The organism is Rugosimonospora acidiphila (assembly GCF_039543385.1).
Classification (GTDB): Bacteria; Actinomycetota; Actinomycetes; order Mycobacteriales; family Micromonosporaceae; genus Rugosimonospora; species Rugosimonospora acidiphila.
The window spans coordinates 253491-266234 of sequence record NZ_BAABJQ010000003.1 but is presented as its reverse complement, the minus strand read 5'-3'; the positions used below and the strand labels follow the sequence as shown (position 1 = coordinate 266234).

Genomic DNA, 12744 nt, shown 5'->3' with positions numbered 1-12744 from the left:
CCGATGAACTCGGCGCCGGGGCGAGGGTGGTGGCGCTGGCGACGCGGTACGCACGAGCCGCGCCGGCCCTGAACAAGGTCTCGGAGACGTTGTACCAGTAACCGACCATCCGAACGATCATTCGCCACACCACCCAACTCTATATTTAAGCAATTGCGCTACAATTCAAGAATTGACGAGATCGCCTTCGCGCTCGGCGACGTCGAGAATTTTCCGGCCCAATGCGATATGCCGCCAGCGACTGTTCTCCGAAGGAGACGTCCTGGCAGAAGCCGTTGACCGCGAAGAATGCCTGTCTCATGCAAAATAGTCATCCACGCATAGCCAGATGTTTACCCAGGCCTATTCACACCCCTGACCTCGGACGCATAGAACTGCGGGTATGGAGATTCCCCGCATGGGTCTACCCGACCACCTCGCCTCCCGGTTGAGCATGGCCGAACAGCACGATTTGCTTCGCAAGCACCGCGTATCGCGCCGTGGCGTACTCGCGGCCGGCGCGGCCGGTGCCGGCGTCGCGGCGGCGGCCGGTCTCGGCACGCCCGCGTTCGCCAAGACTCCTGACTTCTGGCAGCAACCGAGCAAGATGCCCGGCCACCTGGTCGTACCGTTCGGCCGGCACCTCGCCTACGGGGCCAACCCCCGCGGCGAGGTCAGCATCGGCTGGCAGGTACCGGCGGTGGTGGCCAAGCCGTTCGTCCGGTACGGCGACTCCCCATGGAACCTCGGGCACAAGGTGCCGGCCGAGATCCGGGCACTGCACTCCGAGGTACTGGGCGCGATCGCGCCGGTCGACCAGTACTACGTGCACGCCACGCTGCGCAACCTCGACCCCGGCAAGAACTACTACTACGCGGTCGGTCACGACGGGTACGACCCTGCCGACCTGACCGCCTTCGGGCGCATCGACTCGTTCACCACCGCGCCGTCGCGCCGCAGGGTCGCCGACCCGTTCACCTTCACCGCCTTCGGTGACCAGGGCGTCAGCTACCACGCGCTGTCCAACGACGGCATCATCGCCGCCCAGAACCCGGCCTTCCACCTGCACGCCGGCGACATCGCATACGCCGACTCCAGCGGCTCCGGGTCGCCGGTCAGCACCGACGGCCGCGACGGCACCGACGTGTTCGACCCACGGACCTGGGACCAGTTCCTGGCCCAGACCGAGTCGATCGCCGCGTCCGTGCCCTGGATGGTGGCCACCGGCAACCACGACATGGAAGCGCTCTACTCCCCCGACGGGTACGGCGGCGACATCGCCCGCTTCGACTTCCCCGGCAACGGACCGAAGCACTGCCCGAGCGTGTACTCCTACATCTACGGCAACGTCGCGGTCATCTCGCTGGACGCGAACGACGTGTCCTACGAGATCCCGGCCAACCTCGGCTACAGCGGCGGCAACCAGACCTCCTGGCTGCACGACCGGCTGAAGTTCCTGCGCAGCCAGCCGGACGTGGACTTCATAGTGGTGTTCTTCCACCACTGCGCCTACTCGACCACCAACAACCACGCCTCCGAGGGCGGCGTGCGGACCCAGTGGGTGCCGCTGTTCGACCAGTACAAGGTCGACCTGGTCATCAACGGCCACAACCACATCTACGAGCGGGCGGACGCGTTGCGCGGCGGCGTGTCCAAGGTGACACCGATCGGGGCGACCACCCACCCGGACACCGACGGCACCACCTACGTGACGGCCGGTGCCGCCGGGCGCAGCCTGTACAGCTTCCCGGTGCCAGACTCGTACGCCGGCCACGTCAACGACCTCAACTCGGTCCCGTCCTACGTCTGGGCCAACGGTGGCACGAAGGTGACCGAGACGGTGACCTGGTCGCGGGTGCGCTACACGGGGTACTCGTTCCTCGCGGTCGACGTGAGGCCGGCCGACGAGGGGCACAAGACGACGCTGACCCTACGCGCGCTCACCGAGGCCGGCACGGAGATCGACCGGGTCGTGCTGGAGCGGGTCGCCGGACGGTTCAGCGGCTCGGTCCGGCGCAACGCGCTCAACGACAGCGCGTCCTGACCCCACTCGCCGAGGCTCGGCACCGGGGCCGACCAGTTGCCTGGCCGGCCCCGGCCGGAGTTGGCTTACTCCCAAGAAGCAGCAGCACGCCTTGAGAGGCTGGTGTTGCGTGTCTGAAAAGATTGACGGAAAGGTCCGGGCTACCGCCATTGCGCGATGCCGCTGAGTTGCCCGGTGTTGAGGTCCGGTCGTCCCCAGAAGTCGCCGACTCGGGTGGCGAAGGCCGCGACCAGGCCGGTCGGATCGGCGTAGACAGCATAGAAGCCGATGTCCCAGGAGGGCTCGGGCGAGACCTTTGGCGGCCGTAGTCGTGACCGCTCGGTGCCGTCGGGATTGAGGACGACGGCGTTGTCCAGACGAGGATGCAGGTCGTGCTGTGCTTCGACGACGATGATGCTGGGTGGGTCGGGCCAGGCGATGACAGTGTGCGGTGGCGCTGGGTAGTCTCTGCTCGCTTCGACGTTGTCGTACGTCCAGCTGACGACGCTTTGACCCGGCGTCCACCGCAATCGGATGGACGGTAGGCGGGGCGGGGTTGTCATGGTGGCTCCCGCGAGGTCGGGACGGTGGCGTGGGCGGTCGGGTGGCGGGTTCGGCCAGGTTGGTTGCGGGCTGCGGCCTCGCCGAATTATGCAGGGCACTCCTAGCGGACGCGTCGTCACGACCCGGGCCCCGACCAGACGGTTCAGATCCTGAGGAACCGCTTCAGCGCGCGACGTGATGCCGGCAGTCGATGGCCGGCGTCGAATTCCAGTACCGAGATCTCCCGGGTCATCGCTGCCAGCAGTTGCGCCGCCGCTTCGGCGTCGTCCCAGCCCATGGCCTCCAGGTCGGCCACGCCCGCGGCGACGAGGCGCTCGCGGCGCGCTGCCATCGAGTCCTGCACGGCCGGGTCCGAACGGGCCTCAAGTGAGAGGGCCTTGACTCCCCTGTTCGCGAGCGAGACATCGAGGTAAGCCACGAAACCGCGGAAGAGCCGCTCGGCACCGGGCCGCAGTCCCGCGATCGCCTCGCCGGCAGCGGCCTCGACCCGCGCGTGAAAGCGCGCGTGCATGGCATCGACAAACGCTGCGCGGTCCTTGAAGTGCACGTAGAAGGTTCCCTTGGCGACACCTGCCCGCGCGACCACCATGTTCACGCTGATGCCGGCAAGGCCGTGCTCCTCCGCCAGAGCCGCGCCAGCGTCGAGCAGCGCCTCGCGTGTCTGCAGCGCGCCGGCGATTCGAGTTCCTTCTACCACCGCCCGGAGTATATGCCCGTCATCGCCGGGGCGTTGACCTGAGTGACCGACCGGTCGGTCACCGTAGTAAGCTCAGTCCATGATCAGAGTGTCGACATCCGCAGGGACGGTCGCCTACGACTCTCACGGCAGCGGCGATCCGATCGTCCTGCTGCCCAGCGGCGGCCATGACCAACACGATTACGACGAGATCCGCAAGCTGCTGCCCGATGGGCTCCGCAGCATCGCCATCGACTGGCCGGGCCATGGCCGGTCCCCGGCCGGCACGGCGGCGTCCACCGAACTGCGGCTAGCCCAGATCGTCGAGGAACTCCTCGAATCGCTCACGCCCGACGGCGCCGTCCTGGCTGGCAACTCGGTGGGCGGCAACGTCGCCGCCCGGCTGGCCATCAGAAGGCCCGACCTGGTCAAGGCCCTGATGATCATCGACGGCGGTGGCTTCGAGGGCTCCCGGCTCTCGGGCCGTCTGTTCTGCGCGCTGATGAGCCATCCCTGGTTCGTCCGCCGCATCTATCCGCTGTTCTCCCATGCGTACACGCGCCCGCGTACCGCCGCCGACCACCGGGCGCGGGCCCGCGCCATCGCGATCACGCGCACCACCCCGGGAGTGACGGCAGTCACCGAGATCTGGCGCAGCTTCAACCTCCCCGAGCACGACCTCCGTGCCCAGGCCGGGAGGATCACAGCCCCCACCGTGCTGGTCTGGGGGCGACGCGACCCCGTCCTGCCGCTCCGCGCCGCCGAGACGGCCCGAGACCTGATCCGCGGGTCGAGGCTCGTGGTCATCGACAGCGGCCACCTCCCCCACACGACCAGCCCGGCCGCCGTCGCCGCCGAACTCACATCGCTCGCGAACTCCGCGTTCGACGGCGACAGCCAGACGCACGACGCCCAGAACCGCCCACCCGCCACGAAGGAGACGCAGCAATGAAGGCCGCAGTGATCGACACGCTCGGCACCGCACCACGCGTGACCACCCGTCCCGACCCATCGCCGGCCACCGGCAACCTTGTGCTCGTCAAGGTCGAGGCGGCGGCTCTCAACGCGATCGACCTGCATATCGCCTCGGGGCATCACCGGGCCGGGACACCGCAACTCCCATACGTTCCCGTCATCGAGATGGTCGGCACCATCATGTCCGGACCCGACCTGGGGTTACGAGTGCACGCTACCGTCCCCGCGGGCCTGGTCCCGGGTGTCAACGGCGGGATGGCCGAGCTTCTGCTGACCGACCGTGCGACGTGCGTCCCGGTACCGGAGGAACTCGACAGTGTCGCGGCCGCGGCGATCGGCGCCGTCGGCACGAGCGCGGACCTGTCGCTGCGCAAGGCAGGGATACAGGCAGATGACAGCGTCCTGGTGCTGGGCGCCACTGGGCCCCTGGGCACGGCCGCCATCCAGCTCGCGAGGCTGGCCGGCGCCAAGCGCATCATCGCGGCCGGCCGCAATCCCGAGCGCCTCGCGCAGGTCTCCCCCGCCGTGGACGGCGTGGCGCTACTTGGCGAGGAACCGCTATCCGAGCAACTGGCCTCCCTTGGCGGTCCCGTGGACCTGGTCGTCGACCCGGTGTGGGGCCCCTGGGCTCAATCGGCACTAGCATGCCTCAAGCCAGGAGGCCGCTATCTGAACGTCGGCGCGGCGGGCGGCGACGGGACCGCATTCCACGTCGAATGGCTCCGCGCCGCGCAGCTGACGCTCATCGGCTTCAGCGCCACCCGTGCGGACCCGGCCGACATCATCGCCAGCTACCAGCACGTCGCGGCTCTCGCAGCAACGGGCTCGCTGACGCTGCCGACGGCCACCTACTCGCTGGACGAAGCTCCGCAGGCGTGGGAGGCACAGGCCTCCTCACCCGGCAAGAAGATCGTCGTGATCCCCTGACCCGCGACGCCACGGGCCCGGCGCAGGCGGGGCGAAAGCCCCGCCTGCGCGCGAGTCCAGAGGCAGGATTCCCGTACGCACCGCCGTTGCTGAGCAGCCGCCTCAGCCCGCTCACGACCACGCCATCGGTGTTTGAATGAACCGTGACGCAAATCGCTGACCTGACCATCGCCGGGGCCGTCACCGAGGACGCCGGTGAAGTGCTCACCCTCCAGCGGGCCGCATACCTCACCGAGGGCGCCCTGCATGACGACTTCACCCTGCCACCGCTGGTCGAGACGCTCGACGAGATCCGCGCGGCCATCACCGGCGGCGAGGTGCGCAAGGCCGTGCTCGGTACCCGGATCGTCGGTACCGTTCGCGCCCGGCTCGACGGGCAGACCTGTCACATCGGCCGGCTCGCCGTCGCACCCGACCTGCAGGGCCACGGCATCGGCAGCCGACTGATCGCGGACGTCGAGCAGCGCTGGGCCGACCGGGTCGCCCGGTTCGAGCTGTTCACCGGGCCGAAGAGCGAGCCGAACATCCGCCTGTACCGACGGTTGGGCTACCACGACATGCCCACGCCGCACGGGGCCGAGCCGCTCGTCTTCCTCGAGAAGCTCCCCTCACGCGTTGGAGCCGTCGAAGATGGTCTAACCTGAGCCACCACATGATCTTGAGCAGCCATCCAACGGAGGGAAACCCCCATGTTCGCACCGATCAGGGCGACACACGTCGGTAGCCTGCTGCGTCCCCCGGAACTCCTGCGAGCGCGCGAGGACCACACCGCCGGCCGGATCGACGCGGACGCGCTGGCCAGGGTCGAGGACGCCGCGATCCAGGTGATCCTGGGCGTGCAGCGCGACAGCGGCATCGGCCCCTACACCGACGGGGAATACCGCCGCAACGACTTCATGAGCCAGCTCACCGGGCACACGGACGGCTTCGTCAGCCAGGCTCCCGTACTCGACTGGAACGCGTCCGAGGACGAGCGGCACTCCGACGACGCGATCCTCAACCTCATCGGCGGCAAGCTGGCGCACCGGGAACGGTTCACTGACAGGGAGGCGGCGTTCCTGGCCCGGTACGCACCCGGACCGTTCAAAATCACTCTTCCCGAGGTGACGAACTTCGTCGTCGCCAACTGGCAGGCGGGCGTGAGCGGCCACGCCTATCCGACCCGGGCGGACATCATCGACGACCTCGCCGCAGTCGTCCAGACCGAGGTCGACGCGCTGGTCCGCGACGGCGTGCGGCACGTCCAGATCGACGCCCCCTGTTTCACCAGCTTCGTCAACGACAAGCTCATCGCCGTCTTCGAGGCCGAGGGGCTCGACGCGCGGGAACTGCTGCGGCGCTGCGTCGAGGCCGACTCCCGCATCGTCGCCAGCCTCCGCGAGCGCGGGGTCACCGTGGGCATGCACATCTGCCGGGGCAACTACCGTGGCCAGTGGTTCAACGAGGGCACGTACGACGGCATCGCCGAAGACGTCTTCGGGCAGATTCCCGTCGACCACTGGCTGCTGGAGTACGACACCGAGCGGGCCGGCGGCCTCGCGCCCATCCAGCACGTACCCGCGGGCACCACCGTCGTACTCGGCCTGGTCACCACGAAGTCCGGCGAGTTGGAGGACCCCGACGACCTGGCACGCCGGATCGACGAGGCCAGCCGGTACCTGCCGCTGGACGCCCTGGCGATCAGCCCGCAGTGCGGGTTCGCCTCCGAGGTTCAGGGCAACCCGCTGACATGGGACGACCAGCGCCGCAAGCTCGACCTGGTGGTCAGCACCGCCCAGCGGGTCTGGGGCTGACACGACCCGCCGGACTACCGTCCCCGCCACAGTCCCGGCTCCTCGGCGGCTCGCGACCCGGGCACCTCATGTCCGCCTACGCCTTCGCGCGGGTGGGTGTACATGGAAGCAGGCTTGAGTGGACGTCCGCGAGTGCGGCGAACTCGGCGCGTATACACCTCGCTCCGGGCGTCCCGCCGCGACCGGCCCCGCGGCAGGGGCCCGTGCCCGGCCGGTCGTCCCGGTAGTTCAGGATGAGCTCATGAAATGGGCCCGTGCCGTGCATCATGTCGAGTCGTTGTCGCAGATCTGCGCTGACATGGCCACCCGGCCGTCCTCGATCTTCCCGCTGCGGGTGACTCAACTGTGGGCAGTCGGCGACATCCTCGGCTCCATACGAGAACTCGAAACCGTGACGGTCGCGCTGTGCGTCGACCTTCCAGTCGACGACGTTGCCTGGTGCAGCCAGCCGCCCGGCGCGCAACACTGGTCGAACGCCACTCGCCTGGCCACCAGCCCGGTCCTGCCCTGGTGGCGGTCCGCGCATGCCCCAGTATGGAATCACCGCATCGACCGGCCAGCCCTGGTGTGGGACGACGTCGACGGGGTCCGGGAAAACACGCTGGTCGCGCTGCGCGAGGGGCACGGAGACAGCGTCCGTATCGCCGCCCCGACGCTGGCGGACTCGCGCTCGCGCATGCAGGACGAGCTGGCGGTCAGCCTGCGCTCCCTCCGCGCCCACACCCGTACCTACGAGGAGCGGCGCTGGGGTCCCGGCAAACTCGAACCACTCGCGGACGCGCTGTTTCGGGCCAGCGACGGCTATCTGGACGTGCGGGACGCGGTCGCCAGCGAATCGTTGCCCGGCGCGTAGCCGAACGGTCACCGCGTCCTGGACGCGACCGGCGGGACCGGGCTGGGGCCGACGGGGCTCTGAAGGCGGAGGTGAACATGTTCAACAAATCTGGTTCATCACTGGCACCTCACGGGGCGCCCCGCGATCAGTTCCGCGCGGATCAGGACCTGTTCCGCGAACGGCCCGAGGAACTCGCGGCTGCCGGTGAGCCGTCCGGCTGGGGCGTCCAGCGCGACGTCGTCCGCGATGTAGATCATCGCCCGGCCGCGGATCCGGCGGCGCCCCACTCGCATGAACGGACAGCCGGCGTTCGCCTCGCAGTTGGTCGGGGACGGGTTCGAGCGATCCGGCGGGCCGATGGTGCTCACCCTGACCGGCGACCGCCTCAGCGCCATGACCATGTTCCTTCACGACATCTGAGCCGGTGCCCCGGCGACTACTCGACCGCTACGGCTACGGCATCGCCAAAATCCACCGTCCGGGTCTCCGGCCCCGCAAACACCGCGACACCGCGGACCAGGAAGGCGCCGAGCTTGACGGCGTACGGGAGCATGAAGGGATGTGGCGCCCGGGTTCCCAGCTCAGCTGCCTGTCAGCCTCGCTCAGGCTGCTCACAGGGCTGGTCGCAGACCCTGGAGTCGAAGTAGCGCCGCGTGGAGACGGAGTCCCACCGGCGTGAACCTCTGATGGCACGATCGTCCGCACGATGTCCGAGGCACACGCGCGTTACGGGGGTCGCTCGATGGTTGTTTCCTTGCGGGCGGGGCACACATCCGCAGCCACAACGCCGCCAACTCCCCCGTTTCAGCGAAGACTCGGCGTTGCCACTTTCGCCTGGGTCGTGCTGTTCGCAGGCTTCCATGTCTACTGGGAGCTCGGCGGCCAATTCGGCTTCGGGGACGCGAGCGTCACCACGCCTAAGGCCGACAGCTTCGCGGACTGGGCGTTCACCGTCGCCCTAGGCGTCATGTTCATCATCGGCGCGGTCGTACCATTGGCGTTCTCCATGCCATGGGGCGCAAAGCTTCCCGGCTGGACGCTGGTCACCTGCTCCTGGATCGGCGGTGTACTGCTGACCCTCCGCGGCTTGTCCGGGCTGCTCGACACGGCACTGCGCAGCACCGGCCTGGCACACAACGGACTCACCGGAATGACCTACCAGCACACACTGGGAGACGCACATCCCTCCGCGTACACCCTGTGGTCCACCAGCTCCATCGACGCGTACTTCCTCATCGGCGGCATACTTTTCTGCACCGTCGCCGTCGCTGACCGCCGGGCACGCCGGTGAGCGACGGCGAACCATGCCGCGACCTGAAGACTTCGCTCCTTAAACTCAATGCGAGGGACTTAAGGATCGCCGCAGGTCAGAGACCGGGTGTCCCTACAGGAGCTTCGGTGTCCGATCACGCCATGACGGGTCCGCCCGCGCACGTACCTGACCCGCCGGCGTGGCAGCGCCTCGGTCTGGGTGTGCTCACCGAACATGTCCCGACCCAGGTCATCGACGATGTCCTCGCGCGGACAGGTCGGGTCCAGAAGCGGATACGGCGGTTGCCGGCCCGCCTGAGCGTGCTGTTCATCCTGAGCTTGTCGCTGTTCAGCGCGCTGGGCTATCGCGGGGTGTGGCGGGCGTTGACCCACTCCGGTGTGACGGTGGATCACCACCGCAGCCATCGCCCCAGCGGCCGTGCTGGCCACAGCGAGAGCAGCGACTGCAGCAACGCTTAAATCCCCCGGCATTGGCTTTATGGAACAGGGGCGGATTGCGGCATGCCAGGACTCTGCCGTCGGACTGACAGGGGTCGCGGGCGCCCGTATCAGTGCCGTGCGTGGATTCGCACGGTCGCTTCGCGTACCGCACGTGTCATGATGCCACTCGCAAGTGAGCCGTACTTTGACGAGTAAGCGGCGTCGATACGTAGGGCGAGGTCCGCGTCATCGGCGGATTGCTGTGCCTCGAACCGTACTGGCAGGACTACGTTTCCGACTTGGATGGTGCCGCGACCGCGGGCCTGTGTCGCCTGGTACCACACCGAGCGCACGCCTTGGTACGCGCGGACGTACACCCCGTCGTCGATGGTGACCACGCCGACCTCGACTTGAGCCTGAGGTGGGCCGTCCGTCGTTTCGGCAGCGAGCATGATCGACCATGCTTCATGGAGCGTGTGAAGCTCTTCAGGGGTCCACGCCCGAATGCCGTTGTCGGGTAGGTCCACGATTCGCCACTCCTCTCGAGGGTAGACCGTATGGGAGTGTTGGATGGAGCAGCACGGCATCTGCATGTGAACCCGCCGGCACCGGTAGCGGTCATCTCAGGTGTCGGCGGGTACGGTGGGTACCTTAATCTTGAGGTGCCCGGTGAAGAACCCGACGAGTTCCGCTAAGGCTGGTCCGACGTACTCCTCTTTGTCGTAGAGGCCGACGTGGGTGGCGCCGTCGATCCAGTGCAACCGCTTCGGCTCACCGGCGTCGGCGAACGCCTCGGTGTTCATGTGCCTGGTGACCGCCTCGGTGCCGACGATCATCAGCAGCGGGCGCGGCGCGATCATGGAGATGAACCGGAAAGGGTCGAACATCGCGATCCGGTCAATGCTACTCAAGGTAAACTCTTTGGCCGAGCGCGGATGCTGGGCGCGGTCGGTGCAGTAATACTCGAAACCCTCAACCCCGTGCTCTCCACCAGCCGCACGCGCCTCCTCCGCGGTGTTCGGGAAAATCGGGAAGGTGCCGACGCCCGCGCCCCGCGCCTCCGCGGTGCGTGCCGCGGCCGCCGCGTCGAGCATGGCCTGGATGACGGCGGGGTCCTGGGTTCCGTCCGCGCCCTCGCGGAACTGGCGCCCGATGTCGGCGGCGCTGACGGTCGCGACCGCCTTGATCCGGTGGTCGGTGGCGGATGCCGGGACGACGTAGCCGCCGGAGGCGCAGATGCCCAGCGCACCGATCTGCTCCGGGTCGACCTCGGGACGGGTGGTGAGGAACGAGACGGCGGACTTGAGGTCCTCGACGCGGTGCGCGGGGTCCTCGAGACCACGCGGAGATCCGTCGCTCTCGCCCTGATAGGCGGCGTCGAACGCGAGGGCGATGAAGCCCTGCTCGGCCAGACGCCGGGCATACAACCCGGCCGCCTGCTCCTTGACACCGCTGGCCGGATGCCCGACGACGATCGCGGGACGCGGACCCGCCTGATCGTCTGCGGGGATGTAGAGGTGCCCGGCGATCTTCACGCCGGCGCTAACAAACGTCACGTCCGTACGCATGTGTCGGTTTCTCCGATCTGATGTCTGATCCGGAACCTCGGCATCCCGAGCGAGTTCCTGGCGTCCGGTGTCGCACCGGGCCACAAACCCAGATTGGCGCGCCGCGACCGCCGCCAGAAGGGCGGGTTCCTGCCTGGGCAAGCAGGTTCCTGGGAACGAATCAGCCCCCTCAAGTTTCGCGTACCAGCTGGAGATCCGGCGAAGAATGGAGAGCATGGAACCTGGTGGCCGTCACCCGGACGAGCTTGGTGACTTCCTCAAGGCCCGGCGCAGCCAACTGACACCGGGTAGGGTTGGCCTGCCCGAGAGCACCACCCCCGATGGGTGGCTGGACTCAGGCGAGAAGAGGTCGCGCAACTGGCGGCGATCAGCGTCGACTACCTGACCCGCCTCGAGCAGGGACGCGTGCAAGCGTCCGCATCCGTCCTCATCACGCTCGCCGACGCGCTGCGCCTCGACGACAACCAGCGTGCCCTCCACACGGAGCCCCGTCCCACGAGGCACTTCGCATACTGACGGTCTGGACAGCCACCCCAATGACACCGACCACACACGGTTCGGTCACGTCGTCCCCCAGTACTCCCACCACCGAAGGCTGACGCGTATGGGGCGAACGGCAGAGTGATGTCGGCGGCGGGACCGGATGCTGGTGTCGCGGTTAAGTCCGCGGCATTGTCCTTGAACTTCGACCGCCCCGAGGGCCTCGCCGCCTGTCACGCGGCGGCGGGGTGCCGGCCGGAGAAAGCGGCCAGCCGCTTCATCGGGTCGGCATCCGGGGACGGGGCGACCTCGTCTGCGAACGCCGATCAGCGGCGCCAGCCGCGGTTGCGCCACGCGCGGGTGCGGCGGTAGGTGGGCAGCCGGCCCTGGCCCTGCTGCTGCGGATGGATGTCATGGAATTGCAGATCGATGTTGGTCGCGGCGAGCGCGGTGGTCCACCGCTCCGGCAGGTTCGGCTGCCCCTTGCGGCTGGTCTCCAGCCGCTGGTCGAAGATGAGCCGGATGATGCTGGAGCGCGCTGAGGACATGATCATGGTGCGGACCACCTCCATCCGGCGCACCGAGGCCAGCGGGTAGGTGGTGCTGGTGCCGTTGACACGGCGCACGGTGACCTGGACGGGCCGGTCCGCCGGGGTCAGTTCCAGTGCCACCACGTGCCGCCGGTCGCCGATGAACTCCCATGCGGCGAAGGCGCAGGCGCACAGCAGGGGCAGTGCGAGGACCAGCAGGGTGATAGCGGCACCGGGGCCGGTCTTGTTCGCCGCGATGCAGATGCCGAGCAGAAACGGTACCCCGAGCAGGGCGGCGAGCACGCCGCCGCTGTGCTTCAGCGTGTAGTAGGGATCGTCACTGTCCGCGTACCAGACCAGTCCCTCGGTAGGCTCCACGTGACCATTGTGGTCGATGCGTGCAACCGAATGTCCGTTGTGGACGGTCGGCCCCGCGACCTGGTGTTCCGCGTCCACCACGGGCTCGACGAACGGCGGCGGGTCCAGCGCGCGGCGTCAACAACGCCAGCCCCTCCATCGCTACCTCCACCGATCACCGACTCCGACACGATTGCCCACCTCGCGCGCTCAAACCGGCACAGGTGCCGACCGAGAGAGATCTACGTGACTGCCAGTCAGCCTGCCGGGCGGCGGCCAGCCGTACGAGTTCTGACAGCGGGGCCCGAACGTTCAGCTCCCAGGGGCCCTCCTGGAGCTTGACCA

At 68.2% G+C, this 12744-nt stretch carries 16 protein-coding genes; 10 read left to right on the top strand and 6 right to left on the bottom strand.

Annotation, left to right across the window (positions count from 1 at the left end; all coding sequences use genetic code 11):
* Positions 1–382: 382 nt before the first annotated feature.
* On the top strand, positions 383–2023 hold the full coding sequence (locus ABEA87_RS06420; RefSeq protein ID WP_345626967.1) for a purple acid phosphatase family protein: 1641 nt from the start codon (positions 383–385) through the stop codon (positions 2021–2023).
* Between the two features lie 140 nt (positions 2024–2163).
* On the opposite strand, the gene ABEA87_RS06415 is transcribed toward ABEA87_RS06420, so the two are convergent.
* Together ABEA87_RS06415 and ABEA87_RS06410 are read right to left on the bottom strand one after the other, a co-directional pair.
* Positions 2164–2565, bottom strand: coding sequence for a hypothetical protein (locus ABEA87_RS06415; protein ID WP_345626966.1), 402 nt, complete (start codon positions 2563–2565; stop codon positions 2164–2166).
* A 143-nt stretch (positions 2566–2708) separates the two neighbouring features.
* Entirely contained in the window at positions 2709–3263 is a 555-nt protein-coding gene (locus ABEA87_RS06410) for a TetR/AcrR family transcriptional regulator (protein ID WP_345626965.1), read from the bottom strand.
* A 79-nt stretch (positions 3264–3342) separates the two neighbouring features.
* Between ABEA87_RS06410 and ABEA87_RS06405 the strand changes: the two genes are divergently transcribed.
* The 5 genes from ABEA87_RS06405 (at position 3343) to ABEA87_RS06385 (ending at position 7790) form a co-directional block, all read left to right on the top strand.
* Positions 3343–4194: an alpha/beta fold hydrolase gene (locus ABEA87_RS06405; protein WP_345626963.1), complete on the top strand. Its 852-nt coding sequence runs from the start codon at positions 3343–3345 to the stop codon at positions 4192–4194.
* Positions 4191–5144: a quinone oxidoreductase family protein gene (locus ABEA87_RS06400; protein ID WP_345626961.1), complete on the top strand. Its 954-nt coding sequence runs from the start codon at positions 4191–4193 to the stop codon at positions 5142–5144. The genes ABEA87_RS06405 and ABEA87_RS06400 overlap by 4 nt, the downstream gene beginning before the upstream one ends.
* A gap of 152 nt (positions 5145–5296) precedes the next feature.
* On the top strand, positions 5297–5788 hold the full coding sequence (locus ABEA87_RS06395; RefSeq protein ID WP_345627359.1) for a GNAT family N-acetyltransferase: 492 nt from the start codon (positions 5297–5299) through the stop codon (positions 5786–5788).
* 45 nt (positions 5789–5833) lie between these two features.
* On the top strand, positions 5834–6937 hold the full coding sequence (locus ABEA87_RS06390) for a cobalamin-independent methionine synthase II family protein (protein ID WP_345626960.1): 1104 nt from the start codon (positions 5834–5836) through the stop codon (positions 6935–6937).
* A 241-nt stretch (positions 6938–7178) separates the two neighbouring features.
* On the top strand, positions 7179–7790 hold the full coding sequence (locus ABEA87_RS06385; protein WP_345626958.1) for a DUF7711 family protein: 612 nt from the start codon (positions 7179–7181) through the stop codon (positions 7788–7790).
* A 98-nt stretch (positions 7791–7888) separates the two neighbouring features.
* Here ABEA87_RS06385 and ABEA87_RS06380 read toward each other — a convergent pair whose 3' ends face one another.
* Positions 7889–8065: a hypothetical protein gene (locus ABEA87_RS06380; RefSeq protein WP_345626956.1), complete on the bottom strand. Its 177-nt coding sequence runs from the start codon at positions 8063–8065 to the stop codon at positions 7889–7891.
* Here ABEA87_RS06380 and ABEA87_RS06375 point away from each other — a divergent pair.
* The 3 genes from ABEA87_RS06375 (at position 8064) to ABEA87_RS06365 (ending at position 9503) form a co-directional block, all read left to right on the top strand.
* On the top strand, positions 8064–8192 hold the full coding sequence (locus tag ABEA87_RS06375; protein WP_345626954.1) for a hypothetical protein: 129 nt from the start codon (positions 8064–8066) through the stop codon (positions 8190–8192). The two genes, ABEA87_RS06380 and ABEA87_RS06375, sit on opposite strands and share 2 nt — an antisense overlap.
* 421 nt (positions 8193–8613) lie before the next feature.
* A complete protein-coding gene (locus ABEA87_RS06370; protein WP_345626952.1) occupies positions 8614–9063 on the top strand; it encodes a DUF3995 domain-containing protein in 450 nt (149 codons plus the stop codon).
* Between the two features lie 107 nt (positions 9064–9170).
* Entirely contained in the window at positions 9171–9503 is a 333-nt protein-coding gene (locus ABEA87_RS06365) for a transposase domain-containing protein (RefSeq protein ID WP_345626950.1), read from the top strand.
* 89 nt (positions 9504–9592) lie between these two features.
* Here ABEA87_RS06365 and ABEA87_RS06360 read toward each other — a convergent pair whose 3' ends face one another.
* Together ABEA87_RS06360 and ABEA87_RS06355 are read right to left on the bottom strand one after the other, a co-directional pair.
* The gene (locus ABEA87_RS06360; protein WP_345626948.1) at positions 9593–9991 is read right to left on the bottom strand and encodes a DUF2255 family protein; all 399 of its coding nucleotides are present in this window, start codon (positions 9989–9991) and stop codon (positions 9593–9595) included.
* A gap of 96 nt (positions 9992–10087) precedes the next feature.
* Entirely contained in the window at positions 10088–11248 is a 1161-nt protein-coding gene (locus ABEA87_RS06355) for an alpha/beta hydrolase (RefSeq protein ID WP_345626946.1), read from the bottom strand.
* A gap of 108 nt (positions 11249–11356) precedes the next feature.
* On the opposite strand from ABEA87_RS06355, the gene ABEA87_RS06350 reads away from it, so the two are divergent.
* Positions 11357–11548, top strand: a complete 192-nt coding sequence (locus ABEA87_RS06350) for a helix-turn-helix domain-containing protein (RefSeq protein ID WP_345626944.1) — start codon at positions 11357–11359, stop codon at positions 11546–11548.
* Between the two features lie 290 nt (positions 11549–11838).
* Here ABEA87_RS06350 and ABEA87_RS06345 read toward each other — a convergent pair whose 3' ends face one another.
* Positions 11839–12420 (bottom strand): hypothetical protein, encoded by a 582-nt coding sequence (locus ABEA87_RS06345; RefSeq protein ID WP_345626942.1) that lies wholly within the window; start codon positions 12418–12420, stop codon positions 11839–11841.
* Positions 12421–12744 lie beyond the last annotated feature (324 nt).